General features: G+C 39.7%; 27 protein-coding genes. 14 read left to right on the top strand and 13 right to left on the bottom strand.

The window, feature by feature from the left end:
• Positions 1 to 46 precede the first annotated feature (46 nt).
• Positions 47 to 1,978, top strand: coding sequence for a S9 family peptidase (locus ACKWCF_RS09660; RefSeq protein ID WP_409477375.1), 1,932 nt, complete (start codon positions 47 to 49; stop codon positions 1,976 to 1,978).
• Between the two features lie 70 nt (positions 1,979 to 2,048).
• Here the strand turns inward: ACKWCF_RS09660 and ACKWCF_RS09655 are convergent, their stop codons facing one another.
• The 4 genes from ACKWCF_RS09655 to ACKWCF_RS09640 all read right to left on the bottom strand — a co-directional run bounded on the left by ACKWCF_RS09655 (position 2,049) and on the right by ACKWCF_RS09640 (position 6,294).
• Positions 2,049 to 3,116, bottom strand: coding sequence for a sensor histidine kinase (locus ACKWCF_RS09655; protein WP_409477374.1), 1,068 nt, complete (start codon positions 3,114 to 3,116; stop codon positions 2,049 to 2,051).
• Between the two features lie 59 nt (positions 3,117 to 3,175).
• Positions 3,176 to 4,687, bottom strand: a complete 1,512-nt coding sequence (locus tag ACKWCF_RS09650) for a hypothetical protein (protein WP_409477373.1) — start codon at positions 4,685 to 4,687, stop codon at positions 3,176 to 3,178.
• A gap of 2 nt (positions 4,688 to 4,689) precedes the next feature.
• Complete coding sequence (locus tag ACKWCF_RS09645) at positions 4,690 to 5,223, bottom strand: hypothetical protein (RefSeq protein WP_409477372.1); 534 nt, start codon at positions 5,221 to 5,223, stop codon at positions 4,690 to 4,692.
• A gap of 126 nt (positions 5,224 to 5,349) precedes the next feature.
• Positions 5,350 to 6,294 (bottom strand): DUF1524 domain-containing protein, encoded by a 945-nt coding sequence (locus ACKWCF_RS09640; protein WP_409477371.1) that lies wholly within the window; start codon positions 6,292 to 6,294, stop codon positions 5,350 to 5,352.
• 126 nt (positions 6,295 to 6,420) lie between these two features.
• Between ACKWCF_RS09640 and ACKWCF_RS09635 the strand changes: the two genes are divergently transcribed.
• From ACKWCF_RS09635 to ACKWCF_RS09620, 4 genes are all read left to right on the top strand, one after another.
• Entirely contained in the window at positions 6,421 to 6,618 is a 198-nt protein-coding gene (locus ACKWCF_RS09635) for a hypothetical protein (protein WP_409477370.1), read from the top strand.
• Between the two features lie 279 nt (positions 6,619 to 6,897).
• Positions 6,898 to 7,536 (top strand): TetR/AcrR family transcriptional regulator, encoded by a 639-nt coding sequence (locus tag ACKWCF_RS09630; protein ID WP_409477369.1) that lies wholly within the window; start codon positions 6,898 to 6,900, stop codon positions 7,534 to 7,536.
• Positions 7,533 to 8,972 (top strand): TolC family protein, encoded by a 1,440-nt coding sequence (locus ACKWCF_RS09625; protein ID WP_409477368.1) that lies wholly within the window; start codon positions 7,533 to 7,535, stop codon positions 8,970 to 8,972. The genes ACKWCF_RS09630 and ACKWCF_RS09625 overlap by 4 nt, the downstream gene beginning before the upstream one ends.
• Positions 8,973 to 8,975: 3 nt before the next feature.
• Positions 8,976 to 12,152, top strand: a complete 3,177-nt coding sequence (locus tag ACKWCF_RS09620) for an efflux RND transporter permease subunit (RefSeq protein WP_409477367.1) — start codon at positions 8,976 to 8,978, stop codon at positions 12,150 to 12,152.
• On the opposite strand, the gene ACKWCF_RS09615 is transcribed toward ACKWCF_RS09620, so the two are convergent.
• Entirely contained in the window at positions 12,126 to 13,511 is a 1,386-nt protein-coding gene (locus tag ACKWCF_RS09615) for a protein adenylyltransferase SelO family protein (RefSeq protein ID WP_409477366.1), read from the bottom strand. The two genes, ACKWCF_RS09620 and ACKWCF_RS09615, sit on opposite strands and share 27 nt — an antisense overlap.
• A gap of 119 nt (positions 13,512 to 13,630) precedes the next feature.
• Here ACKWCF_RS09615 and ACKWCF_RS09610 point away from each other — a divergent pair, with 119 nt between their 5' ends.
• From ACKWCF_RS09610 to ACKWCF_RS09590, 5 genes are all read left to right on the top strand, one after another.
• A complete protein-coding gene (locus ACKWCF_RS09610; protein WP_409477365.1) occupies positions 13,631 to 14,011 on the top strand; it encodes a high-potential iron-sulfur protein in 381 nt (126 codons plus the stop codon).
• Positions 14,012 to 14,109: 98 nt separating this feature from the next.
• Positions 14,110 to 14,460, top strand: a complete 351-nt coding sequence (locus ACKWCF_RS09605; protein ID WP_409477364.1) for a PEGA domain-containing protein — start codon at positions 14,110 to 14,112, stop codon at positions 14,458 to 14,460.
• Complete coding sequence (gene yidD / locus ACKWCF_RS09600) at positions 14,435 to 14,821, top strand: membrane protein insertion efficiency factor YidD (RefSeq protein WP_409477363.1); 387 nt, start codon at positions 14,435 to 14,437, stop codon at positions 14,819 to 14,821. Before ACKWCF_RS09605 ends, yidD begins: the two co-directional genes overlap by 26 nt.
• A complete protein-coding gene (locus ACKWCF_RS09595) occupies positions 14,778 to 15,518 on the top strand; it encodes a hypothetical protein (protein WP_409477362.1) in 741 nt (246 codons plus the stop codon). Before yidD ends, ACKWCF_RS09595 begins: the two co-directional genes overlap by 44 nt.
• Positions 15,515 to 16,339 (top strand): hypothetical protein, encoded by an 825-nt coding sequence (locus ACKWCF_RS09590; RefSeq protein ID WP_409477361.1) that lies wholly within the window; start codon positions 15,515 to 15,517, stop codon positions 16,337 to 16,339. The genes ACKWCF_RS09595 and ACKWCF_RS09590 overlap by 4 nt, the downstream gene beginning before the upstream one ends.
• 18 nt (positions 16,340 to 16,357) lie before the next feature.
• On the opposite strand, the gene ACKWCF_RS09585 is transcribed toward ACKWCF_RS09590, so the two are convergent.
• Genes ACKWCF_RS09585 through ACKWCF_RS09575 form a run of 3 tightly spaced genes read right to left on the bottom strand, consistent with a single transcriptional unit; the run spans position 16,358 to position 18,865 of the window.
• Positions 16,358 to 16,585, bottom strand: a complete 228-nt coding sequence (locus ACKWCF_RS09585) for a DUF2905 domain-containing protein (protein ID WP_409477360.1) — start codon at positions 16,583 to 16,585, stop codon at positions 16,358 to 16,360.
• Between the two features lies 1 nt (position 16,586).
• Positions 16,587 to 17,132: a hypothetical protein gene (locus ACKWCF_RS09580; RefSeq protein ID WP_409477359.1), complete on the bottom strand. Its 546-nt coding sequence runs from the start codon at positions 17,130 to 17,132 to the stop codon at positions 16,587 to 16,589.
• A gap of 53 nt (positions 17,133 to 17,185) precedes the next feature.
• Positions 17,186 to 18,865 carry an AMP-binding protein gene (locus ACKWCF_RS09575; protein ID WP_409477358.1) on the bottom strand — a complete coding sequence of 560 codons (1,680 nt, stop codon included), beginning with the start codon at positions 18,863 to 18,865 and terminating at the stop codon, positions 17,186 to 17,188.
• A gap of 77 nt (positions 18,866 to 18,942) precedes the next feature.
• Between ACKWCF_RS09575 and ACKWCF_RS09570 the strand changes: the two genes are divergently transcribed.
• A complete protein-coding gene (locus ACKWCF_RS09570) occupies positions 18,943 to 20,067 on the top strand; it encodes a hypothetical protein (RefSeq protein ID WP_409477357.1) in 1,125 nt (374 codons plus the stop codon).
• Position 20,068: 1 nt separating this feature from the next.
• Positions 20,069 to 20,524: a peroxiredoxin gene (locus ACKWCF_RS09565; protein ID WP_409477356.1), complete on the top strand. Its 456-nt coding sequence runs from the start codon at positions 20,069 to 20,071 to the stop codon at positions 20,522 to 20,524.
• Here the strand turns inward: ACKWCF_RS09565 and ACKWCF_RS09560 are convergent.
• From ACKWCF_RS09560 to ACKWCF_RS09550, 3 genes are read right to left on the bottom strand one after another with little or no spacing between them, the layout of a single operon-like run.
• On the bottom strand, positions 20,496 to 21,506 hold the full coding sequence (locus ACKWCF_RS09560) for a threonine aldolase family protein (RefSeq protein ID WP_409477355.1): 1,011 nt from the start codon (positions 21,504 to 21,506) through the stop codon (positions 20,496 to 20,498). The genes ACKWCF_RS09565 and ACKWCF_RS09560 overlap by 29 nt on opposite strands.
• A 13-nt stretch (positions 21,507 to 21,519) precedes the next feature.
• Positions 21,520 to 22,467, bottom strand: coding sequence for a formimidoylglutamase (locus tag ACKWCF_RS09555; RefSeq protein ID WP_409477354.1), 948 nt, complete (start codon positions 22,465 to 22,467; stop codon positions 21,520 to 21,522).
• Positions 22,468 to 22,471: 4 nt separating this feature from the next.
• Positions 22,472 to 23,074 (bottom strand): hypothetical protein, encoded by a 603-nt coding sequence (locus tag ACKWCF_RS09550; protein ID WP_409477353.1) that lies wholly within the window; start codon positions 23,072 to 23,074, stop codon positions 22,472 to 22,474.
• 197 nt (positions 23,075 to 23,271) lie between these two features.
• On the opposite strand from ACKWCF_RS09550, the gene ACKWCF_RS09545 reads away from it, so the two are divergent.
• Positions 23,272 to 23,667, top strand: coding sequence for an acyl-CoA thioesterase (locus tag ACKWCF_RS09545; protein ID WP_409477352.1), 396 nt, complete (start codon positions 23,272 to 23,274; stop codon positions 23,665 to 23,667).
• On the opposite strand, the gene queG is transcribed toward ACKWCF_RS09545, so the two are convergent.
• A complete protein-coding gene (queG, locus tag ACKWCF_RS09540) occupies positions 23,660 to 24,772 on the bottom strand; it encodes a tRNA epoxyqueuosine(34) reductase QueG (protein ID WP_409477351.1) in 1,113 nt (370 codons plus the stop codon). The two genes, ACKWCF_RS09545 and queG, sit on opposite strands and share 8 nt — an antisense overlap.
• A gap of 14 nt (positions 24,773 to 24,786) precedes the next feature.
• On the opposite strand from queG, the gene ACKWCF_RS09535 reads away from it, so the two are divergent.
• The gene (locus ACKWCF_RS09535) at positions 24,787 to 26,028 is read left to right on the top strand and encodes a CCA tRNA nucleotidyltransferase (protein ID WP_409477350.1); all 1,242 of its coding nucleotides are present in this window, start codon (positions 24,787 to 24,789) and stop codon (positions 26,026 to 26,028) included.
• A gap of 35 nt (positions 26,029 to 26,063) precedes the next feature.
• Here the strand turns inward: ACKWCF_RS09535 and ACKWCF_RS09530 are convergent, their stop codons facing one another.
• The gene (locus tag ACKWCF_RS09530; protein ID WP_409477349.1) at positions 26,064 to 26,570 is read right to left on the bottom strand and encodes a chemotaxis protein CheX; all 507 of its coding nucleotides are present in this window, start codon (positions 26,568 to 26,570) and stop codon (positions 26,064 to 26,066) included.
• Position 26,571: the final 1 nt, after the last annotated feature.

Here is a 26,571-nt window from a genome sequence, read left to right as displayed (position 1 = left end):
CTTAGTTTTATGCTTATTAAGCGATCATATATAGAGAGGAACGTGTATGAAATTTATGTCTTTTGCAGTTACGGCGCTTTTAAGCGTAAACGTGATGGCTCAATATAAAGGCCTTGGAGCAGAATCAGTTAGTGCTGAAACACTAAAAAGATACGCGCCACCAGCTTTAAACCCGGTGATGACGAATAAGTTAAAAAAAATGTTCGATGTAACGGCTCCAGGCATGGGGATGTTGTCGCCGGATAAAAAAACTTTATTTTTCACATGGCGTGTAACAGGTATTAGCCACGTTTGGAAAATCGATGGCCCACAAAAGTTTCCGGTGCAATTAACTTCAGGTTCTGATGCAGTGACTTTAGCTGATATCGCCCCTAACGGAAAATTCTTAATTATTTCTAAAGATACAAATGGCGAAGAAAATCCGGGAATCTATAAATTAGATTTAGCCACTGGCCAAATCACTGAGTTATATAGAAAAGCCAAAGTGCAATCTAGATACGACTTTATCACAGATGATTCTAAAACAATTTATTTTACAGCCAATGATACAAAACCTGATTCATACAATATCTATAAAATGGATCTGGCTTCGGGAGAGAAAACTTTAATCTATGAAGGTTCAGGTTACTGGGGTATTGCCGACCAACGTGATAACGGTAAAGATTTATTATTCTACAAAGCAACTGGCTCAAAAACTTCTGAGTTCTACACTTACGATCAAGCTGCTAAAAAGTTAGATCCGGTGATCGGTGTTGAAGAAAAAGGTGAGTTTGATGTGGCTTTCGCCGCAAAAAAAGGGGAGTACTTAGTTTTAACGCCGAAAGAAGAGTTCAAAAGATTATACTTATATGCTCCAGCTAAATCTAAAGATCTAAAGCCATTAACTGACGGCAAAATAAAATACGACGTTTCTGGTTACACGATTAACGAAAAAAGAACACGCATCACCTACAACGTAAATCGCGAAGGTTACACTGAGCTTTATGCAATGGATGCTAAAACTTTTAAACCAATCACATTGCCAAAATTTAAAGGTGCCGACCATGTGTTTGCCGGTAAAACAACTCGTGATGGTTCAATCACAATGTTAGGTGTGATTTCAGCGCAGAGTCCGCGTATCAGCTACACGTATAATTGGAACACAAAACAAATGGTTCAATGGGTGTTGCCGTCAGCACCGGAAGTTGATCTTAAGTCTTTTGCGGTAGCTGAGCTTATGAACTACGAAACGCGTGACGGTGTTAAGATTCCGATGTTCGTGCGTTTTCCAAAAGGCTGTAAAGAAAAAACATGCCCGGTTGTGGTTCACTTCCACGGTGGCCCAGAAGGTCAGTCTGACGCAGGTTTTTCGCCGTTAGCGCAAGCTTTCGTTGATGAGGGGTTTATTTTTGCTGAGCCGAATGTGCGAGGAAGTGATGGTTACGGTAAAACATGGATTGATATGGATAACGGTCCAAAACGTGAAAACGTAATTACGGATATCGAAGATGCTTCAGTTTGGATGAAAAAGAACTGGGCTCGTAATGGTGTTACGCCAAAAGTAGGCGTAATGGGTTGGAGTTACGGCGGTTATTCAACATTACTTGCGATGACTCGCTTTGCTGGCAGCTATAACGCTGGTGTGGGCATGGTGGGTATGAGTGACTTAGTTTCTTTCTTAAATAACACAGCTCCTTACCGTCGTATTTTACGTATCACTGAGTACGGTGATCCAGAAAAAGACAAAGAAGCTTTGGTGAAGCTTTCGCCAATCACTTATGTGAATCAAGTTCGTGATCCATTAATGATTATTCAAGGTGCGAATGATCCACGTGTACCAGTGGGTGAGGCGATTCAGATCCATGAAACATTACAAAAGAAAAAAATCGAATCACAATTGATTGTTTTTTCTGATGAAGGCCATGGTTCAAGTAAAAAAGAAAACCAAGTTTTAGAAATTGGTCACACGATCGAATTCTTTAAAAAGAATTTAAACTAGTTTTAAGATTTAAAGTTTTGAATAAAAAAGCCGCTTTAAACCAGCGGCTTTTTTATTTTGTGATTAAGGTTTATTGGGAAATAAACGACAACATAATAGTTGTTCCCTGATCCATTTGTGACGAGATAGCGATACGCCCATCCATTTGTTGCACAGCCTGAATAGCATGTTTAAGTCCTAACCCAAGTCCGCTACGGCCAGTTTTTGTTGATTGGTGCTGACCTTTAAGAATGTCATTGATCACTGACTGAGGCATCCCGGTGCCGTTATCGCTGACTGAGATAACGATATCTGCATTTTTCTTTTCTGCTGTAATGTTAATTTGAATCTGGTTACTTTTTTTGGCTTCAGTAGCGTTGTTGATCAAATTTGATAAAACGCGGTTAAGCTCTTTCTTGTTGGCTAAGATCTTTAAGCCTTCAAAGGCCTGTACTTGAATGGTTACAGCATCATCTTTTTTAAATTCTAAACGTTTTGCTGTAACCAAAGAATTTAATAACGGCATAAGTTCTACGCGTTCAACATCAAGCTTAGAAATTTTATTTCTTTTTGCGGTATCTACGAGATCTTGTGCAATTTCATCAATACGAGTTGCCGCCGCATTCATAAGTTCACGGGCTTCTGCTGTGTTTAAATCAGGAGCCGCTGATATCATTTGTATAGTCGAAAGCGGTGATCTGATATCGTGGGCAACTTGTGTGGCCAGAGTCGCTAGGGCCTTTGCTTGTTGAGTTTCCAGATCAAGTCTAATCTGATTAGCCAAGTATTTTTGGATCAGTGGAATAACCAGCAACAGTATTAATGAAATAAGAATCCATGCGAAAAGACCCTCAGCGATAGCTGGCGCTAATGAAAAAGTAAAATAAGCATAGCCAATGGCGCTGTCGGGATCAGTCGTGCTGGCAAGAATAGGTTTTGAAAGGGTTATGTGCGATATAGATGAAGGTTGAACGACTACATTTTCTTTTGCAAAAGTAATTTGTTTAAATTCGTGGCTAGAAATAGCTAATTGAATTTTTTGTTGCAGACTTCGGCTATCGTCTGACAAATAGTCACTTCTTGAAGCATCTAAAAAAACTTGGCTTTTGTTTTCAAGTTTTTGCAAGTGATACAGACAAGATGCAAATAAAAAAATCACAAGACTTGATATCTCGATGACTAAAATAATTCGTAATATGCGATATTTTAAATTTGAGATCATTCTTTAATAATATTCCAAAACGCGGTACTTGCAAAAAGTTTAGATTGATTCACTTTAAAATGATTGCGCGCAACAGCCGTATAAGGAGCTTTGAAAAGTGGAACCGTTACTCCGTTTTCTAAGGCCTTAAAGTGAAGATCCTGAAGCATAGCTAAGCGTTTTGATTCGTCCTCAGTATCAATGTATTTCTTCATCCATTCAGATGCTTCTGTTTCATTTGTGCCAAAAGTGCCTTGAGTAAAATTACTGCCAATCAAAGCTAAACTTTCTTCGTAAGCCGAATCAGTGGCTCCAAAAAACATATCGAGACGTTCTTCGGGTTTTTGCATGTAAGGGCGTTGGTCAGTTAAAACAGGATCTATCTCTAAGATCTCTTTAAACGGCGCATATTTGTTGGCGACAGATCTGTAAAAATAAAACTGTGGTTTTCTTTCAAAGACTCCGGTTTTGGCATTGGCCCTTAAAGAACTGATTTTAGCTTCTTGTTCTTGCGACAAGTGCCCGTAACCCACATCTGAAAAAATCTGATGGGTCTCTTTAGATGAAATTGGAAGCGTGTATTTTTCTTTCATAACACTTCTGAAACGTTCACCTAAGTAAAGGCGTTGTTCAGCTGTAAAATCGCGTAAAGCTTTTGGTGAAAACTTGATAAAGTAAAGTTTTAAATCCATGGTTTCGGCAATGGCAACATCAGGTACAGATTTGATTTGTTGTAACACATCGGCGTCAACCGGCGAAATAGTTGTTACGACATCAATTTTATTTTCAACAAAAGCGTTCCAAATATCATTTGGTGCTAAGTTAACCAGAATAACTTCTTTAGGTGTTGTTTCGTTAATGCGGTAATGAGCATTCGCTTTTAATACCCATTGTTTGTCGTCTCTAGATTCTAAGTAATATGCGCCGCTTGTTTCTCTAAGGCTTAAAATATCTAAAGTCGTCTTATCGATCTGTTGTTCAGGTACAATCGCAAAATCTGAAGCGGTAAGGGCTTTAAGTAAAAAATGTTTAAACTTCAGATTCTTTGGTGTTAAAATTAATTTTTTATCCTGCACTTTGACGCCATCACAGTTGGTAAAAACGTCTTTGACAGTTTTAATATCGCATAATAAAAGTTTTAAATTTACGTGAATATTTGAATCGAGTTTTATAAGCCGTCTAATTGAAACGGCAGCATCCTGCGCATCAATGAAATGTCCAGACTGGGTTTTTACTTTGTTTCCGAATTCTAAAACTAAAGAATGGCCTTCCCAGTAAAACTTTGTCGAAATGCCAGCTTGCAGTTGTCCGAATTTATCGTATTCAACAAGTTTACTAAATAGGTTAGTCACGAGTAAGGCTTGATTGGCAGATTGCACTTGGGCTGGGTCAATCTTGGCCACGACTGACTCATGAAGGCCTACGCCAACTCTGACTTGATCAATAGTTTTAACGCTAAAGGACTTCGCGAATACAAGGTAAATGGCTACAGCGGCTAGAAGGGCCGCTGCAAGGCGTACTTTTCTCATGGTTAAAAGCAAATCCAGCCGTTAACGGTCTTAAAGCACTTCGGAATTTTAGCTGGCGATTTGTTATCGTCCTTTTTGGGAGGGGGGCAGTCCAAATCATACTTTTTGCAAGTGCTAGGAAGAATATCCATTCCACCGCCGCCACCTTCATCGATGGGGCCAATCTTAGGGCCGCCGATGCCGCCAGGAACGCCAAATTTAGGTTTTTTCTTGCCGATGCAGTAAGGGCCTGAGCAAGTATCATCAACAATGTCCATCGTCTCGCTGACTTTAGTTAATAGGTTAGCGGCTTCTAAAGCGTTGATATAATCGGTTGTTTCAACCGTCGGATCGATAAGTTTAATCAGAACTTCGTCAGTGAGGGTATTTGTACTGATTGAAGCCGCAGGTTTAACTAACAGGTTTTGAATCATTTCAACGTGCAGAAGGTTTGTGGCTATTTTAACTTCAACAATATACTTAAGTGAAAACTGAGACTGAGCCTGAGCTTGCAAAGTTAAAAATAAAGCCAAAAAAAGAATACTTAGAAATTTCATATATTGTGACTTAGCAAGGATTAAGCCGGGGATACCGGCTTTCAGATGCTTTACAGGCTTTTTTATTTACAACAAGAGTAAAAGATATCGACGTTGTCCACTAGTTAGACAGTCGATATCTGACAATTATTTTTGATTCTGTTCGTAGATACGACAAAGTTCAGCGTTGGCTTTAAAGAAGTTTTCTTGCTCTTGAAGTTCTGTCTTCGTCACAGAAAAAACTGATGTGTCACAGTGATTTTCAGCAACGAGTTCTTTGATCGCTTTCATTTCTTCCGGCACTAAGCTTAAGCCCCAGAAAGATTTAATCTTTAACCAGTCTTTTAAGTATTCACAGCGATAAGCTTGGTTTGGTGGCATGTAGTCTTCAGGGGTTTTTGCGCTTTTCTCGTTGTTCTCTTCGCCGTAGGCTGCCACTAAATGGTTTTTATAACCTAAGTAGTTGCCATACAAACAACGTTCTTTAAATGTCCATTTGTAAGCACCAGAAACGTAGGCTTCACGTAAGGGAACCATGTGATCGATTTGAATTTCAGCCTGCGCATCAGTCATAGTGATTCCCGAATAAGGATCAAGCCATTCACCGTGGGCTACCGAACATTTATTATCTTCTTTAAGTACGATGGTTCCGGTATTTTCGCGCACTAAAACTTTATTGCGCGTATTAAAGCAATCACCACTTTTTTTGTTTTTTACCCAGCCGCCGAAATGTTTAATACGATCATAAGCTTCGACAGTGATCTCTGGATTTTCGCGGTATTCGAAATCTAATAACGACATTGCTTCGTTATTTTTACCGATCAAGTTATCCATTAAGAACATATTCATGCTTGAAACAATTGAAATCACTTTGTCTGCGATTTTATGAATCTTGATGTAATACACTTTGTTTCGTGGCGTATAAGGTTCAAACGCCTCTTCAGGCAGTGCAGTTGGTGCTGCACCAATCACGACATCAGTTGATCCTGTTAATCCAGAACCTTCTTGCAGTTGCGCGTAAGCGAAATGACCAGCTAAATTACTGGCTAGCACCACCGCTAAAATAGAATTGATCATCATAGGCTTTTTCATAGAGTCCCCCCAGCCTTTGCTCCAGTTGCATTGAACTGAAAACTGAGCAAAAATATCAAAGGTGAGAGAGAATTTCTAATTTATCAGTAATTTTCTTTTATAACTAAACCCAACCGTGGAGAATTCATGAAAAAAATCCTAGCAACGTCAATTCTATTTACACTTTTTGTCACTGCATCTGGCTGCGGTCATATGTCGGGCCACAAACACGATCACAGCTCAGGTGCTGCTTGTGCGTGTGATAAAGCGGGTGCTAAATGCGCTTGCGGTACAGAAGCTAAAGCAGCTTCTACAGAAAAATGCACAGAGTGCGCTGGTAAGTAATTTACTTAAGTTTATTTAAGCTACTTTTAAAAACCCTAAAGATGATTAAGTCTTTAGGGTTTTTTTTATTTCCCCAAAACACACAAAATCTGTCCCAAATCGCCCGAAATGACCGTCTAAAATCCTGCCTTAAACTAGAGTAAACACACTATGGATTAGCGTGTTGATACAGAAATTTATAAGTAATATTAAATACTTACATAAAAATCAAACGATTGATTAAATTTTTACTGCTTTTTAACCGATGCTAAGGTAGCTTTAATACATAACGAGGATTTTATGTCTGCAAAAATGAACTCAAAACAAGATGCGAAGAAATGTATTTTGGAATCTGCAGCTAAGTTATTTTCTAAACTTGGTTTAGATAAAACATCGACTCGCGATATTTCAAAAGAATCGCATGCGAACATTTCATTAATCTCATATCACTTTGGCGGTAAAGAAGGTTTGTACCGTGAAGTGATTCGTGAATTTGCGTTAAAAGTACGTGATAAAGTTCAACCTTCTTTGACCGAGTTTAAAAATCAGCCAATGAGCAAAGAACTTTTTCGTAAAGAAGTTGAAACGATGATCGATAACATGATCGAAATGCGTACCGCTCATCCTGAAATTTCGGTGATCTTAGCGCGTGAAAAAATCGAAGGTATGCCTTTATGTAAAGAAGTGCATGAAGAGATTTTTTACCCGATGATTCAAAACTTTTTTGACATGTTTAAAGCCGGGCAAGCCAAAGGCATTATCAGAGAACATCTTCATCCGGCCTTATTTTTTATTCTTCTTTCTGAAGGTGTTTTTGGTTTCTTTGAATTGATGGATTGTGAAACCAAAATTAACAAAGATTGCGCAGAATTTATTAAAGACAAAGATTTATTAAAACAACAAGTGGTCGATCTATATTTAAACGGAGTGCTGGTATGAGAGCATCAACAGTCAAACAACAATGTAAATTTTTAGCCATAGTGATTACGACAACTTTGGCTTTATTCATTCAAGAGGCGAGAGCGATCTCAATTGATGAATATATCGGATTGGCGAAACAGAAAAATCCGCTTTTGAAATCGTATCAAGAAAGTAGCGATGCCGCTAACTTGAGAAAAGAAGCCGCTGAACTTGATCTAGCACCGATCATTACGGGTAGCTGGGTGACTTCAAACGATAAATCACGCCCAAGCCAGTTAGGTACTGAGCGCGAAGCGGAATTGTTTTCGTTCGGTGTAGCTAAAAAGTTTTTCACAGGTACTTTAGTTAAACTTGATGCCCAAACTGGTGAATTTAATAATCATGGAACGGTCCCTCCCGGATACGACCAGTACAGCACAGGTTCTGTAGGTATTACGGTTCAACAATCGTTATGGAAAGACTTTTTCGGTTACGGCACACGAAAGAAAATTTCTCGCCAAGAAAAAGTAGCTGAAGTTGAAAGGCTAGCTTCTGAACTTCAAGGCCGTGGTGCTTTATACGATGTTGAATCAAACTACTGGGATTATGCTTTAGCCCAAGAAGATTTAAAATTAAAAAAAGCTAACTTTGAACGTGCGCAAAAAATCGATCGTTGGACAGCTAACCGCGTAGCCAATGGTATTAGCGATCGCGCTGATCTTATGAATGCGAAAGCCTTAATGTCTTTACGTGAAGCCCAATACATTCAGGCTGAAGAAGAATTAAAATCACAAGAAGTTAAGCTTCGCGATAATCTTCAGTTAGCTGATAGCGAAAAGACCCCCGAAATTAAAGCGGAGTTAGGGACGGCCCGCCCGTATTTAATCAACTTAATCAAAATGAAAAACGTAGAGAAAATCGAAGCTCGTATTGCGTCTTTAGAAGCTGAAGCTAAATCTTTAGTGGCTGAAGAAACAGTTGATGGCTTACGCCCGGATTTATCTGTGTTTGGTAATTACACAACAACATCTTACGACCGTGACCACTCACAAGCGGTGAGTGATATCACTAAAGATGATTATCCGAAAAATTCAATTGGTGTGAATTTCACATGGGTTTTTGAAACAGGTGCTAAATCAGCCACTCGTGATGCGGCTAGAAAAGACGCTTTAGCTTCAAAACTAAAAGCTGAGAAAAAACACTCTGAAGGGCAAGATGCTTGGACTGATTTAATCCGTAAATACGACGTCTTAAAACAATCAGTATCAACTTTAGAAAAAGTGGCTGAATACCAACGTGAGCGTGCCAAAGCTGAACAGGATAAACTATCTAAAGGTAGAACTGTTACAGCGAATGTGGTGTTAGCCGAAACTGATGCGGCAGAGGCTGAAGTTAATTTATTAAAATCAAGAGCAAGCTTACGTAAGCTTGAAGCTTCAAGTTTATTTTTTATCGACACTGAAAGTGCGGAGTAATTTATGAGTTTAGCAGAACTATCAATTAAAAGACCAATTTTTATTACCTGCCTTGTCGTTTTGATGTTGGTGGTGGGTTTTGTTTCATACAAAAAAATGCCCGTTGACCAATTTCCGGATGTAAGTTTCCCGGTTGTGTCAGTGCAAGTTATTTATCCGGGCGCATCGCCAGTGGATATCGAGCGCCAAATCACTAAACCTATCGAAGACGAAGTTTCTTCGTTACCAGGTTTAGATACAGTGACAGCTACGAACTACGATTCAATGGCTTTAATTATTATCAAGTTCAACTTAGGAACTGATATTAAAGACTCTGAACAACAAGTTAGAAATCGTATCGCCAATATCAGAAATAAATTACCAGATGACGCCGAAGAGCCGATCATCCGTCGTTTTGACCCGGCCGATCAGCCGATCATTTCAATCGCAGTGAATTCAGAAATGGATCCAGCGCAATTATATGATATCGCCAACGAACAAATTAAACCTCAGTTCGAGCGTTTACCAAGTGTTGGTTTAGTAAGTATCGTCGGTGGCCGTAAAAAAGAAGTTCAAATCTTAGTTGATAAAAAGAAACTTCAAGACCGCCAATTATCAATGGTGCAAATTGCTAAACGTATCGAAGAAACATCTAAAGATATTCCGGTGGGTAAATTTGAAACTTCTGAAAAAGAAACTGTTTACCGTACAGTGGGTGAGTTTGCTGACTTAAAACAATTACGTGATGTATCAGTCAACTTTTTGGGTTCTGACCGTCCGGTTAAACTTTCTGAAGTCGCTGAAGTTAAAGAAAGCCTAGCGAAAGCTCAGCGTTTCTCATCAGTTGACGGAAAAAACGCTTTATTCTTATTAGTGTATAAACAGTCGGGAGCCAATACAGTTGAAGTGGCTGACCGTGTGAAAGCGCAGATTGATCAAGTAAATACATTTTTAAAAGATAAAAAAATCAATGCCGAAGCGCAAATGGTGCGTGATGGTTCGGTACCAATTCGTCTTAACGTAGCCGACGTACAAGAATCAATAGGTCTAGGTATCTTACTTTGTATTATCGTGGTTTTCTTCTTCTTAGGTTCAGCGAAATCAACATTCATCACAGGTCTTGCACTTCCGAACTCATTGTTGGGTGGTTTCGTGTTAATGTATGCGATGGGTTTCTCGTTAAACATCATGACGTTAATCGCCTTATCGTTAGCGGTCGGTCTATTAATTGATGATGCCATCGTTGTGCGTGAAAATATCTTCCGTCACTTAGAGATGGGTAAAGATCCAAAAACAGCGGCCATTGAAGGAACAAAAGAAGTAACTATGGCCGTAATCGCGACAACTCTAGTAGTTATCGCCGTGTTCGGTCCGATTGCTTTCGTTCCGGGTATGATTGGTCAGTTCTTTAAACAGTTTGGTTTAACCGTCGTATTTACGATGATCATTTCGATTTGGGATGCGTTTACGGTGGCTCCGATGTTATCAGCTTACATGGTTAATAAACACAGCCATGAAAAAGGTGATGGCTTTGTAGACCGCATGTTAAAATCATTCGACCGTTTTCAAACTAAACTTGAAGATATCTATGAATCCTCTTTACGTTGGACTTTAAATAACCGTATTAAAGTTTTAGTTTCTGCGGTGGTTTTCTTCCTTGTTACAACGATTGCCGGTGGTGCGATGGTTAAGAAAACGTTCTTACCAGCTGCTGATACCGGTGAATTTACAGTGTCGCTTGAAATGCCTGTAGGTACTTCATTAGAACACACTTTTAGTTTTGCTAAAATACTAGAAGCTGAAATTAAGTCTGTACCAGAAGTACATTTAGTTTCATTAACAGTGGGTTCGGTAACTCTTGAAGCCAATAAAGCTGATTTCTACGTGGCTTTAAAAGACGCGAAACTTAGAAAAGGTATGTCGACAACAGACGTAAAAGAAAAAGTCAGAGCGTTAACTGAAAAGCATCGTTCACAAGCTAATATCGCGGTCGGTGACTACGATATCGGTGGTGGTGGTCAAAAACCATTAAATCTATACCTAGTGAGCGAAAATTTAGAAGAGTTATCAACATATGCAGCCGCTTTACAGAAACGCATTCAAGCAATTCCTGGCTTAGTGGACGTTGATACAAACTTCCGCGGTGGTAAACCCGAATACCATGTGGTGTTTGACCGTGATCGTTCAGAAGCTTTAGGTATTTCGACTGTAACTGCCGGTGCAGAACTTCGTTACCGCACTGAAGGCGCGTTACCAGCGGTATACCGTCAAAATGGTATTGAATATGATGTGCGTTTAAAATTCCCAGATTCAGAAATGAATTTAGAAAAAGAATTTAGAACAACATTTGTTCCGAATTCAAACTTCAACATGGTTCCATTAAGCCGCGTGGCTAAAGGTGAAGAGGCTTTAGGTTACTCGCAAATTAACCGTCAAAATAAAGGCCGTTATATTGCGATCACTGCCAACCTTGGTCCGAATGGTCAATTAGGTACAGCAACTACTGAAATTCAGAAAATGCTTGCGACGGATATGAAACCACCAGCTGGTGTTGAATACCGCTTCGAAGGTATGGCGAAAGACTTCCAAGAGTTAATGGCCAATATGTTATTAGCCATGGGCTTTGGTGTGTTGTTAATCTACTTAGTATTAGCTTCGCTTTACGAAAGTTTCGTAACTCCGATCACGATCTTGCTTGCGTTACCACTGGGTATCTCGGGAGCATTCGTTGGTTTAGTGGTGTTCGATCTTTCTATCGATATCTTCTCGATGATTGGTATGATCTTACTTATGGGGGTTGTGGCGAAGAACTCGATCCTTCTTGTGGATTATACGAACCAACTTATCGAACAAGGTATGGCTATGAACCAAGCTTTAGTTAAAGCTTGCCGTACACGTCTTCGTCCGATCTTAATGACGTCGTTAGCGTTAATCGCCGGTATGTTACCTATCGCGATCGGTGTAACAGCATTAGGTTCGCAACGCCGTTCAATGGGTGTGGCGATTATCTGCGGTGTTATCAGTTCGACAATCTTAACGTTAATCGTGGTTCCTGCCGCTTACGGATACATTGAAAGATTCCGTAAATGGTCGCAAAAAATGGCGAGAAGAATCCAAGGTAGTGAGGATGAAGTTCACCCAGCAGCAGCTACTGCGACTTATGAAAATAAATCTTCAGAGCTTGTAGAGGCCTCTAAGTAATCTTAAAGACTGGATTTTATTTTCAAATAAAGTCCAGTCGTCTTTATCACTGATCGGTTTCCAGATCGCTTCAATTTCATCAATCAGTAATGTTTCAGGTTTATCACGCTTAAAATAAGCGTGATTATTTTTTTCCGGATCAATCACAGTCGCAGAAGCTACCATTTTTTTAAGTACCTGTGCCGAGTTCATTTGCGCAATCGAAGCCGGAAGTTCTTGCTCAAGGCGGGCTGAGTGAAAGGCAAAAAAAGCTTCTTCATACTTAATCGCTTTATCAACCACAGTTTGAAAAAATAACGAAATGGCTTCGGTCGTGGTTTGATCATTCTGAAAACGCACGTTTAATTTATTCTGAAAAGCCTGGTAGAGATAATCATTAAACTGCTCTTCAAAATTTTCTAATAGTAACTGCCCGGGTAATTCGGGATTAGCTTTGGTTAAACAGTGAACGAGTTGAGCTAAATTCCACAAAAAATTATTCGGCTGTTCAGAAAAACAATAAAGCCCCTGTTGGTCAAAATACGCCGCCGTAAAATTCGGATCATAATCGGGTAAAAAGCGGTACGGGCCATAATCAAATAATTCACCAGACACATTGATGTTATCAGAATTAAGAACACCATGAACAAAACCTGCGATCATCACTTGCGCGGCTAAATGGGCTAAACGATCACTGACACATTGAAGAAAGCGAGTTGCCACATCAAGGTCATTATTCCAATCTAAGTTTTTAGTTTCGTTTTGATAGTAATATTTAAGAACGTATTTAGTTAATTTTTTAATTTCATCAAGCTGGTTAAAATAAGCCAGACGTTGAAAAGCGCCGATACGAATATGACCTAAGCTATAACGCGTAAGCACCGCCGAACGAGTAGGGCTGGGTTCATCACCGCGAACTAAACTTTCTCCCGTTTCAAAAATACAAGCGGTCTTGCTAGTATTGACGCCATAAGATTCTAAAGTTTCAGTGGCCAACGCTTCGCGAACGGCCCCTTTTAAAGTCAGACGTCCATCACCACTGCGAGAGTAAGGTGTTGTGCCTGAACCTTTTGTTCCTAAGTCATACCACTGGTTATTGGCAAATATTTGCGCGTATAAAAATCCACGACCATCGCCAAGATCAGGATTGTAATGGCGAAACTGATGGCCGTGATAACGAAGCGCTAGCGGTTTTGATATATTGTTGTTTAGTGGTTGAAAGCTCCACAGATGGTCGACTGTGAAATCAGGAATCATTTGCAGATCTAAATTCGGATTGAAATAGCGCAGCTTTTTTTCAGGAAATTTGGCAGCTTCGACTGCATCATAATGTTGCGGCCCAAGTTCATAAATAGGAGGAGAGCTTGTTATATTCGTCATGACCTGTTTTGTGCCTATCTGTCCTGTGTTATGCTTAAAAAAGTTTATTGAAAGCTAATTGAAAATGGCTATATGATTTAATTTATCAACCAAATTCATTCACAACAATGAGGAATCATATGAATAGAAGATCATTTTTTCAATCAGTAGGTGCCTTTATCGGTGCAGCTGCATTATTACCTATCGTAGCACGTGCAGAAGGCCGTCGTGGCGGCGGTTCAGCAGCGTCAGCTGGTGCATCTTTAGTAGATCCTAAAGATCGCCAAGCTCAGTCAGTTAATTACGTTGAAATCAACACGCAGATTAAAGACAAAGGTTTAATGTCAGCTCGCAGTGGCGTTGAATTTAAAAATCAAAAGTGTAAAAGCTGCGCATTTTACGATGCTTCAAAAGAGACGACTGTTGGTGGTAAAAAAGCAGGTCCTTGCCAAATGCCATTTGCAGCCGGTAAAGCTGTAACTGCTGAAGGCTGGTGCAGTTCTTGGGCTAAAAAAGCTTAAAATACATCTAGCTTTCAGTTCAAAAATTTTATTAAATAAATGGGTGTTTTAAAAAAAAAGCACCCATTTTTTTTGTTTTCTACGAAGGGAATACAACAATGAAACAAGCCATCGCAATCGTTTTAAGTGCTGCTTTATTTGCATCATGCTCATCAACAACTATGATCAGAACTACTGATCCGCAAGCCAAAATCTACATTGATGGCGAATTAAAAGGAACTGGTACAGTGACTCACACGGATACAAAAATCGTAGGTGCTACGAATTCAGTTCGTATCGAAAAACCAGGTTGCGAACCAGCTTTCTACACTTTCTCTCGTAGCGAAGAATTTGATGCAGGCGCGTGTGCCGGCGGTGTCTTTTTGCTAGTTCCATTCTTATGGATCCAAAAATATAAACCAGAGCGTACTTACGAGTACAACTGTGTATCTACAGATAAAAAGAAATAGTTTTTTAGTCTTGTCTTTTGCACTAGCTGGTTGTGTAAATCTACCACCAGCTAGTGTCAGTTCTATTGATTCAACTTATAAATTTCAAAAACTGAGTCGCGTTAAAAAAGAATCCGAAAGTGCCACTGTCAGTGTGTATCAAAAGGTTTTACGCCCTAGTTTATTCTCGCGTTGCGATTATTTTCCCAGCGATAGCGTTTATTCGCAGTCTTTAACCAAACGCTGTGGCACAGTGCCCTCTCTATTTAAAACCTTCGACCGTTTTCTGCGCGAGCCAGACGCTGGTTATTTGGGAACTCCTATGATACTTACTAATCATGGCGTTAGCTTTGTCGACTTACCGCAGTCTTGTGAACTTTAAACTTTTCTTCAGTTTATGTGTTTTTATTTTTTCAATCGAAGCTTTGGCGCAAAAAAATTGTAAAGCGTCACAATTGGCTCTCGATAGTGGCCGGGATTTATTTCAACGTCGCCAGTTTTTATTAAGCATTCAAGAATTTTCAATGGCTGAAAAATTTGATTGTGCCGAACAATTAGATCAAGCGATGTGGGGCCACCTACTAGCCGTGACTGAATTAGGTGAACGCGATGAAATGTTTCATTTGTCGCATAAACTTTATCCGCTGAAGTTTTCTCTGGGATATCAGCAAAAACTTAAACTTTACCAAAGTTATTATTTTCCTAAAAATGATGGTACAGTAGAAGCGCAAAGAGTGAATTCGTTTGAGCAGTGGAAAGAAAATCTTCCCCAGCAAAAATCTCCGGCATTAGCTGGAACTTTAAGCGCGGTTTTACCTGGTGCTGGGCAAGCTTACACAGGGTCTTGGCAATCGGGCGCTATGGCTTTTGTGTTAAACGCTTTATTTTTGTCAGCTACTCTGGAATTAGAAGATAAAGACTTACCTGCGACAGCTTTGGTGAGTGGTGTGGTGTTTTCAATCACGTATTTAGGAAACATCCTCAATGCAGCTGAGAGTGCCAGGATTTATAATCAAAACTATAATGCTCCTCAAATTGAAGAAGAAAAAGCCAAACGCTTTCCGGAGCTCACGCTATGAAGAAGCTGGTACTGATTCTAACTTCTTTGGCGTTTTTAGCCTGTTCAAAAGTGGGAGTAGGATACAGTGTCGGCACTAATCAAATCGAAAGCCGGGTTGATGATGCTTTTGATTTTTCGCGCTCAAAAAGTAAAGATGTAAACCGTTTTTTAGACAGCCAGTTTGATAAAAACAAAAAAACGGTCTTTAAAAAATTAAAAGAACTCATTACAAAAATCGAAAGTCTTTCGCAAAGAGAGTCTTTGACCCAAGAAGAAAAAGACCTGCTTCACCAGTACCTTTTAGATTATCAAAAAGAAATGATCGCTTTATTTAAGCCAAGCTTTGATAAAGTGATGCAAGAAGTGGGTGATGCTGAAATTAAAAACTTCAAAGAGTATTCGGCTGAGCAAATTTCAGAAAAAAAAGAAGAGGCTGAAGATAGAAAAGCCTTTAAAAAAAGAAAAATTGCTAATTTAAAAAAAGTGGCCGAATTTCTTTTGGGCGATCTTTCTAAATCGCAAGAGCAGCAAGTGGCTAAATTCGTCGATGATCATCTCGGTTTTTATGTCGATCAGATCAATATGCGTAAAGTTTTTAATGATGATTTAATTAAGCTTTACCCACAAAAAGATAAGATGACTGATTTGAGTCTTGCTTACTATGCTGGTGATAACAGTATTCGCACTGATGAATACAAAAAAGCCAGAACGGTTTTTGAACTGGATATGAAAAAATTTATTTTTGCTTTATGGGAGCAAAAAAACATTGAACAAAAGCAATTTTTTCAAAAGCGCCTAAAAGACATAGGCCATGAAGTTGATAAAATTTTAATTGAGTAATCTAAAAAATAGGCCAAATTACTTAGTTTTAAATAACCAGGCGATAAGGCTAACAATCACACTGACTAAAATCCCCGTCGTAATAGGGAAGTAGAGTTTCATATTTTCTTTTTCGATAAGAATGTCGCCAGGTAAACGGCCAAGTCGAAAATGTTCGAAGACTCCAAACTGCCAGAGCAGCCCGATCACTATAAAGATAGCACCGAGGCTGACCAGCAGTTTAGGAATTGGATCAAGAGTGATCAAATTAGAAATCTGTTCTGAAAACTAAACTTGTGAAGGCGTCTTCTTTTTGAACGTCGTCATCAAACCAGTTCCAAACTTCTAAACGCTCGATACCGATTTGTTTTCCGCCAGACATTCTGTAAGCAGCACCCCAACGTAATGAAGGGCCAAAAACAGTTTTGTCATCTTTGCCTGATGCACTTGGAACATCACTAACGATAGAGATGTTAACACCAGGACGTAAATCAACAACCCAGTTAGCTTGATCGAAAACATTTAATTTTACGTGAGCACCGAAAGTCATCACTTGGTAGACTTTTGTTACGCCATCATCTTCTTTTTCAGTTTGTAAGAAGAAAGATCCACCGAAAGCTCCATTTTCAGCACCTGAATCAAGAGCAAGACCTAAATTGATCGCGCCTTGGTTTAAACCAAAGTTACCGCTGAAAACTTTAGGGCTTGAGTTATAAGAAGGAGCTGCCGCTGGTGATGGGCTAGCTTGTTTATTTTTCTGCGCTACTGCAACAGATGATGCGAATAAAGCTGCGATCAAAACTAATTTTTTCATGTATATCTCCTGCGCGTCTGCGACGCGACTTTCTCCTGTTTCTTTAAATTTAATTAAGCTTTTACTTTTGCTAATTCTTCGTCACGTAACGAACGACGTAAAACTTTACCAACGTTTGTTTTCGGAAGTTCTTTTCTGAACTCAACATGTTTTGGCACTTTGTAGTTCGTCATTGATTGTTTGGCGTGAGCAATAACTTCTTGTTCTGTTAATGATTCATCTTTTTTAACGACAAAAACTTTAACCACTTCACCTGAGTGAGTATCAGGCACACCGATCGCGGCCACTTCTAACACTTTAGGATTTTTAGCAATAACGTCTTCAACTTCGTTCGGGTAAACGTTAAAACCAGAAACTAAGATCATATCTTTTTTACGATCTACGATTTTAAAGAAACCATCTTGATCCATCACGGCGATGTCGCCCGTATGTAACCAACCATTTTTAATCACTTTAGCTGTTTCATCCGGACGGTTGTAATAACCTTGCATCACTTGCGGACCTTTAACGCATAATTCGCCAGGTTCGCCAGTGGCTGTTACATCTTTTTCATTATCATCAACTAAGCGGATATCTGTATTAGGAACCGGAAGACCGATTGTTCCCACTTTATCAGTACCATCAATTGGATTTACGCAAGCCACAGGAGAAGTTTCAGTTAAACCGTAACCTTCGATCACGTCTGTGCCAGTGGCCTGTTTCCAGCGTTCTTTAACAGCGTTTTGTAAAGCCATAGCACCCGCTACAGAAATTTTCATGTGCGAAAAATCAACAGATTTAATGTCAGGGTGAACAGCTAATGCATTGTAAAGCGTGTTTACGCCAGTCATGATCGTGAATTTTTCTTTTTTCATCGTTTTAATAAAGCCTGGAATATCACGCGGGTTTGTAATTAAAATATTCGAAGCCCCGTAGCGCATGAACGCTAAGCAATTCACTGTTAAAGAAAAGATATGGTACATCGGAAGTGGAGTTAAGCAGATCTCTTCACCTTCGATTAATTTCGGACGCATCCACGCACAGATTTGTAACATGTTCGCGATAATATTTTGGTGAGTTAATATAGCACCCTTAGAAACACCTGTTGTTCCGCCAGTGTATTGTAAGAAAGCGATATCAGTAGCTGATAAAGGCGGCTGAATATAAGTTTTTGTCGCACCTGAATCTAAAGCGTCGTTAAAAGATGTGTGCTTAAAGTTATAAGCAGGCACCATTTTTTTAACGTGTTTTAAAACAAAATTAATTAATTGTTTTTTTGGAAAACCTAAAAGATCGCCAACTTCTGTTACGATCACATTTTTAATTGGTGTTTGACCTTGGATTTGTTCATACAAATGAGCAAACTGCGCTAAGATCACAAGTGTTGTTGCACCTGAATCATTAAACTGGTGTTTCATTTCAGTGGCTGTGTAAAGTGGATTTGTATTCACCACGATAAGGCCAGCGCGCATAGCTCCAAATAAAGCTACCGGAAATTGTAAAACGTTGGGCATTTGTATGGCGATTTTGTCGCCTTTTTTTAAGCCCAGGTCATTTTGTAAATAAGAAGCAAATTGTCCTGATAACACATCAAGGTCATGATATGTTAAAGTTGTGCCGAAATTTTTAAAGGCATTTTTGTTGCGAAATTTTCGCACTGATTCGTCGAAAACTTCTAAGATATTAGAATACTCATCAGTTTCGATAACATGTGGTACAACTTTTGGATACTTTTTAAGCCAAATTTTTTCCATTCTACATCCTTGTGTTTTGCTTAAATATCTTCAACTAAAACTTGTAAAATGAAAACAAGAAACAGCATAATAGATCTATGAAACTGATTTTCATAACGACATGTATCACGCTAGGTATTCTTGTTGGTTGCACAAAAAAAGAACTTCCTTCGCCCAAGAAAGAAGATGCTGTCGTTGATGTTCCGACAACTGTAGTGAATGCGCCACCTCTTAAAACAGGGCCAGAAGCCGAAAAAGCCTACGCCAGAATGCTGGGTGCTAATCTTAAATTCTTAGGAAGCCTTGAAAAAGAAGTGTTAAAACTGCTTTTAGAAGGTAGCAGCCCTGAAGTTAATCAATTTGAAGTCTTGTCTTTTGGTTTTGATAAATTTAACGGGGCAAAAACAGGATTTTTACAGGGTTTTGGCTGTCAAAAAATAGCTGTACGTGCGGCGCCGAAAAAATATGAGATCTATAGCGAGTGCACAAAACCTGCAAAAAAGCTTGCCGAGATCAATGAAGATTTGTCCAATAAAAATCGTTTAACGATTGTATTTTTAACTTCGAATTGGAAAGTGATCTTAGGTAATGCCGCGGGCATTAACCCTGAGCGTACGTGCGAAGTGACCTTTAAAGATAACAAAGTTCAGTCACTAGATTGTAAAGATACGGTGTTTAGCCCGCGCTTTACCGGTGTTGATATCAACTTGTATGAATTAAAAATTCGTAAATACCTTTTTAACCGCAATCAAGCCAACGAACTTATGATCGAAGGCGGGCAGTATAAAGATCTGATTGAAAATAAAAAAATCAGCATGACTGTGCCGATGAGCGGAAAAATTTCGATTATTGAAAAGGAATTGAAAGTTAAAGACGATTTTGCAGACATGCAGAATAAGTTATTAGGTTTAGAGGAACAAAAACAGGAAAAGAAAAATGAAGAAGAAGTCAGTGGTAAGCAAGAAAACATCACGCCGCACACAGCAGAACCCGAGTACATCGACGCGCAAAAAGCCGAAGAGCAAAGCCAAACAAGTTCAGGCACAGTCCAAAGTGAAGGCCAAGGTCAAGAAAACCAAAACGGCGAACAAAGCCAGCAAGGCCAAGACGACAGTCAAAGCCAAAACAATGGTGAAATCCCGCCCGAGCAAGCGCCACCCGGCGAAGCCGAGCCAAACTCAGTCCCAGCAACTCCGCCACCTCAGCAACCCTACGGACGTTAATATGATCGGGCAGTCGTTACCAAATTTAACGGTTGAATCTTCTTCGGGACAACCGGTGAACCTTCAAGATCTAAAAGGGCACAAAACTGTTTTATACTTTTACCCGAAAGATAATACTCCGGGTTGTACAATTCAGGGAAATGAATACAACGCCTTTTTAAATGAGTTTAAAAAACTAAACACCGTGATTTACGGTATTTCGCGCGACAACTTAAAATCGCACGATAAGTTCATTCAAAAATGTAACTTTAAATTTGAACTATTAGCCGACACTGAAGAAAAAATGTGTAAGTTCTTTGATGTGATCAAAGAGAAAAACATGTATGGCAAAATGGTTTTAGGTGTTGAAAGATCAACTTTCATCATTGATGAAAACGGTAAAATCGTAAGCGCTGACCGTAAAGTTAAAGCCGAAGGTAACGCAGCTCTTACTTTAGAGAAATTAAAAGGTCTGTAAAGCCATCAATATCTTCTTTTTGAGTGTCCCAGCTGGTCATCAGACGACACTCAAAAGTTTTCTCATTCCACACGTAAAAGAAATACTGTTGTTTTAATTTTTTAACTATAGGTTGTGGAATCTCAGCAAAAACCGCGTTGCTTTGCACGGGATAGTTAATTTTAACTTTTCCAGATAATTTTTCGTTAAAGTACTGGGCCATATCGCAAGAATGCTGCGCGATTTTTTTATAAAGATCGTTATTGAAAAACGCCAAAAACTGAGCCGCAATAAAACGAGTCTTTGAAGGTAACTGCGCGGCTTGTTTGCGAATATATTTAAAATCTTTTCCTAGAGCCGGATTTAAAACTACAACCGCTTCGCCAAACATCAGACCATTTTTAGTTCCGCCAAATGATAAAACATCAATGCCAAGATCTGTGGTCATTTGGCTCATGCTACAACTTAATTTGTAAACAGCATTTACAAAACGTGCGCCATCCATATGAACTAAAAGATTTTTGCTTTTAGCCCAAGTGGTTAAAGTTTTAATTTCGTCTAATGAATATAAAGTGCCAACTTCAGTGGGCTGGGTCAGGCTAATCACGCGCGGCTGCGTATAGTGTTGGTCACCTAAGCGGATATAATGTTTTTCTAATTCAGGAATTGTTAATTTGCCATTGACCGATTTAACGGCGATTAATTTTCCTGCGAAAAACTCAGGAGCTGCACACTCGTCTTGGTTCATATGACTTATGTCAGTCACAAAACAAGACTCAAAACTTTTCATCATAGTTTTTAAAGATAAAACATTCGCCGCTGTGCCGTTAAAGACAAAAAATGCGTCGGCTGATTTTCCAAAATGAGTTTTAAAAAGTTCTTGGCATTTTTCAGTGAGTTCGTCGGTTCCGTAACTTGGGGCGTGGCCTACGTTAGCATCGCTTAAAGCTTTTAAAATATCAGGGTGAACGCCTGAATGATTATCGCTGCCAAATCCGCGCATACCTTAAGACTCCTTAAGAATTAAAAATATAGTGATGAATCAGTAAAGCGGCTGTTTTTGAAGTTTGGTAATCACGATCAAGTGGCGGTGAGACTTCATAAACGCCAAAGCCACGCACTTTACATTTTGTATAAAGCTGACTTAGGAAACGTAAACAATCGTCAATCTTAAGACCTGTTGCCCAAGCCTGGCTGCAACCACCAGCTTCAGCGGCCGTTAAGGCATCAATATCAAAACTTACAAATACAGGTTGATCGGGCTCTAAATCTTTAAGAGCTGTTTGTGTCCAAACCGCGCCCCAGCCTGAATTCTGTAAGGTATCTAAATCAACGATTTGAATATCGCGCTCTTTCGCCCAGCGAATATGGTGAGCCGAATTACATTGGTTTTGAATACCGATTTCAATTAATTGAAATCGATTTTGGTGCTCTTCGTATAGGCGGTAAAAAGGCGTGCCGCTGTTAGGCCCATTTTTAGGTGGACGCACGTCCATATGAGCATCGAAGTTAATAACGATAGGTTTTTTCTTATGTGTGCTTTGATAACGGTCTACAAACGCTGCGCTATCAGCAAAGCCGTAATCGTGGCCTCCGCCGAGGCAGATTACTTTAGCGTCTTTCATAAGACATTTAACTAAGTGTTTACGGGCCATATCATGGCGAACAGCGATGTCTCCGGTTGTCAGAGCTAAATCACCGTAATCATGAATGTTGTTTCTAACGATGGCCTTTTTATAAGAAGGCGTCATTTTGTAAAGAAACTGACGAATCGTTTTTGGCGCAAGGGCTGCGCCAGTGCGGCCACCATTAAGCTTGATGCCGTCGTCGTCAGGGTAGCCAAAGATAACAAATTCGTTAGCTTTAAGGTCGTCAAATTTAATAGGGTGAGCTAAATCGCCAAGGCGAATATCTTCAGGATCGTTTTTAGTAAAAAATATGTCTTGTGATACAGGTAGAAACAAAAGCTTATCTCCTAAGAACTATTGTTCCTAGGGTAGCGTCAGTTTGATTATCAAACAACTCTATTTCAAGATGGCTATCATTGATGATGCTAAGCTCACCGAAAAATTCGCTGTTTGAATTAGAAATTAACATCGTCCATGCGCCCACATCTGGGTTGATGAAATAGTTATATTTGCCGTATTTATCAGGGTTAACATCGCGCTCGCATTGGCCCTCTGTGTTCGGGGCGAAAACGTATAGGCGAGTAAATGAGGTAAACTCGTAGCACATGTCGCTTTCGCTGCGCCAAATTCCAATAAGGCTTTCTAAGCCGATGTAATCAACCGAAGTTACGTAAATAAGGCTTGAAGCGATTGAACTAAAATTAGCCGTAACTGATGCGAAATCACCGTTGTTTAAGCGTTTGATTTGTTGTTCAGAAACCTCGTTAGTGAAGTCTAATGTGTAAGCAATTTGATTTTTAGTGACCAAAAGGTACGTATTGTCGATTTTCTTGATGCGGCCCTTAATCGTTTCATCAGCGTGCGCTGTGCTCGAAAAAGCGAAGCAAAACACCAGGTTTGTCAGCAGTACTACAAGTTTAAATGCAGGTTTGATTCTTCGCATACAAGTCAAAAAACACGCCGTGAAATTGAAGTCATTAAAAAACTGTTCAGAAAAATATTATGCCGAGCGTTAAGAATGCGTTATTGATCATTTTTTATAAATTTTTCACAATAAAAAACAAGGAATAGTTAACGTGATTAAAATTGCGTCTAACTAAGTACAAGTCGAGCACACAGGCTCGCGTAAGATAGGTAACTATGTTTTTCTATGAAACGACGGTGCAAGAAACGCATCTCGATGTTTTCGGTCACATGAATAATGCTCGTTATTTAGAGCTTTTTGAACAGGCCCGCTGGGATATCATTACCCAAAATGGATTTGGTTTGGCCAAGATTAAAGAAACGGGTCAGGGGCCAGTGATTTTAGAAGCGCACTTGCGTTTTCTTAAAGAGCTTTATGCCCGCACCAAAATCAAAATTTCAGTCGAATGCACTGAATACAACGGCAAAGTCGGCAAGTTAAAACAAGAGATGATCAACGATAAAGGCGAGGTGTGTGCTGAGTTGATTGTGGTCTTTGCATTGTTTGATTTAAAGGCTCGAAAAATCATTACGGCCACTGATGAGTGGAAGCACGCGGTCGGTATTAAGTAAGCTGTTCAAGGGTCCATCGTGCAAGTTCAGCTAGCTTGGCGTCTTGCACGTAAGGTTCAACAAAAGGTTTAAGGCTTGTCATGCGGCGGTTAGCGATAACCACCATGGCGTTACGTTTTAAACCAAAGCCGCCAGAGCGTAACATCGGTGTTCCGTAAAACATCTTTTGAATTTTTTTATTTGAAGATTCTAAAATCGTGCGAAAGAACTTTTCTAAGTCTTGTTCTTTTTCTTGCGGCAAAGTTGTGACCAGCTGTTGTGATTTTTTGCTGTCATCGGGAAGTAGCACATTTAATCTTTTTTGATTCCACGGACAGACAGTTTGACACATGTCGCAGCCAAAAAACCAATCGCCGATTTGAGCGCGTAACTCAACTGGGGCTACGGTTTTAGATTCGATTGTTAAATATGAAATACATTTGTTGGCGTTTAGCTGTTTATCGCCCGATAAAGCGCCCGTAGGGCAAATATCAATGCATTTTGTGCAGTTCTTGCAAAGATCTTCATGTGGCGGAAGTTTTTCAGTCACTTCAAGCGAAGTTAAAATTTCAGCTAAGAAAAACAAACTGCCTTTTTGTGAATGAATAATACAGGTGTTTTTGCCAAACCAGCCAAGGCCTGCTTGGTAAGCTAAGTCGCGTTCTAACACCGGGCCTGAATCGACATATTGAAGAAAGTGTTCGTTCGGGTATTTTTCTTTTAAATAAACAATCGCTGCCGTTAATTTTTCTTTAAGCCAGAAATGATAGTCTTCATTCTGGGCGTAAAGCGCTGCGCGTGCTGGAATTTTTAGATCGTAGGGGCGAATCGCCGGAAAATAATGAAAGCCCACCGTAATGGCCGAACGTAAACTTTCGTGAAGTATTGTCGGATCTTCTTTAGTCGGAAGATGGGTTTCAAGATAGTTCATATCGCCATGCTGACCGCCAGCGATCCAGTTTTTGTAAAACTCAATGGTCATGGGCTTAGTCAAGGCGGTCGCGCTCACCAAATCAAAATTCTGTTCAAGCTTAATAGCTTTAAGATGCGCTTTAAGTTCTGTGTCGCGCATAAGATCCAACGGATCTTTAAACAAATTTTTCGTTGAGTGTGGCTCTGAAACCATGAATGATAGTGTATATGAGTCACTCTGTTTATGAAATTGATTTTACCAATCAGCTGAATTTGTTAGATTCGGCGAGTTTTATTTACAAGATTGCTCATCGTTTAAGTGAGAAAAAGCGCGCCTGTTGGGTTGCTGGTGGGGCAGTTCGTGATTTTTGGTTAGGACGCACACCTAAAGATATTGACCTGGTCACAGACGCTGAAGACGCCGAAATCTTAGAACTCTTTCCTAAAGCGGTTTTGGTTGGCCAGAAATTTGGTGTTTATAAGCTGCCTTTTCACCATGAGGGTCGAAACATAATAATTGATTTAACGGTATTTCGCGAAGAAGACGACTATGTCGATGGGCGTAGGCCGCAAACCATTAAGCGCGCCACACCGCTAGAAGATGCTAAACGCCGTGATTTTACCATTAATGCTTTGTTTTATGATTTGGAAAATTTTGAAGTGATCGACTTTGTCGGTGGTGTTGAAGATCTGCAAAACAAAGTTCTTAAGTGTGTAGGCGATGCCACTCGTAGGCTTAACGAAGATCACTTACGTTTATTGCGTTTAGCTAGGTTTAAAGCGCAGTTTGGTTTTTCAGTGCCTGTAGCGGACTTGCAGGCCGCGACTGACCTTTCGGACTTAATCCGTACGGTCAGTGGTGAACGTATTTATGAAGAAGTTCTGAAAATCGTAAATAGCCATAACGAAGTTGATTTTTGGTCACAAGAGCTAACGCAGAAACTTTGGTTTTCGTTAGGGGCTGAAATTAATCCTGAACAGTTAGTAAAGCTTCCTTTGTTAAAGCAGTCGGGCTTTTCTGCGAATCAACAGTTGGTGATGAGTGTTGTGGTTCTGTGGAAATACGCTCCAGAAGCGGTTGAGTTTTTAAAAGCCCGTCTGAAATGTTCAAAAGAAGAAGCACAGCTTGCGAAAAAGGCTATCGACTATCACGCCGAAGTTGCTAAAGGCAAAGTCGCACTAGATATGGCGTTAACGGTCGATACTGAGCGTGACCGCGATTTGGTTTTAAATATTTTAGATTTTTTTGCAGCCAGCGGGGATCTTCTTCAAACTTATCTATCTGATGTGAAGAAGTATTTAGAAACTTATCCAAAACCGTTATTAACGGGTGGGGATTTGGTCGGAAAGTGTGAGCCAGCAAAGACCTTAACGTTGCTTCAGCTTGTACGCCACATGCAGTTTGAAAAAAAAATCAGGACTTCTGAAGAAGCCCTGACCTATTTGAAGAATCAGAATTTAATTTCGTAAGCTATAGCTGGCTAATGTCGAAGACGTTGAGCTAACTAGTCGAATACGATAAATTCAAAATGGCAGATGCCGCCATTTACCGTAAATGGAATCACTAAACTTTGACCGTTCGGATTAACATTTGGCGGAAGATTTTTCGTAAAACAAGCTTCAGGGCGGCCCATGCCGAATTGAAAACCTGCAGTGCTCGCCTTAGTTTTGATAAGGCCATAAATCATATTACTGATTTCACCCACGCCATCAAGAATGTCTTGTGATTCAGGGTCAACCTTATCACCTAACATACCTTCAAGAATTTCAACCACTGGTTTTGGATCGAAGTGAAAGCGCACTTGAAGCGGTTGTTCGTTTTGTTTGATATTAACAATCACCGAAATCGGTGTTGGAACTTGCCAAGTAGCCGCAAAGAAATGCGGTTTAAATTCTGTCTTAAAAGGGCCTAGTTGAGCAAGGGTACCTTGAATACCGGCGCAGATATTTTCCACCACTAATTTTTCGAAAATAGGGTGTTTTAAAGTGGAAAGTTTTAATGCCGTAGACACC

The organism is Pseudobdellovibrio sp. HCB154 (genome assembly GCF_046267985.1).
Lineage (GTDB): Bacteria > Bdellovibrionota > Bdellovibrionia > Bdellovibrionales > Bdellovibrionaceae > Pseudobdellovibrio.
This window is presented reverse-complemented; position numbering and strand designations above follow the sequence as displayed.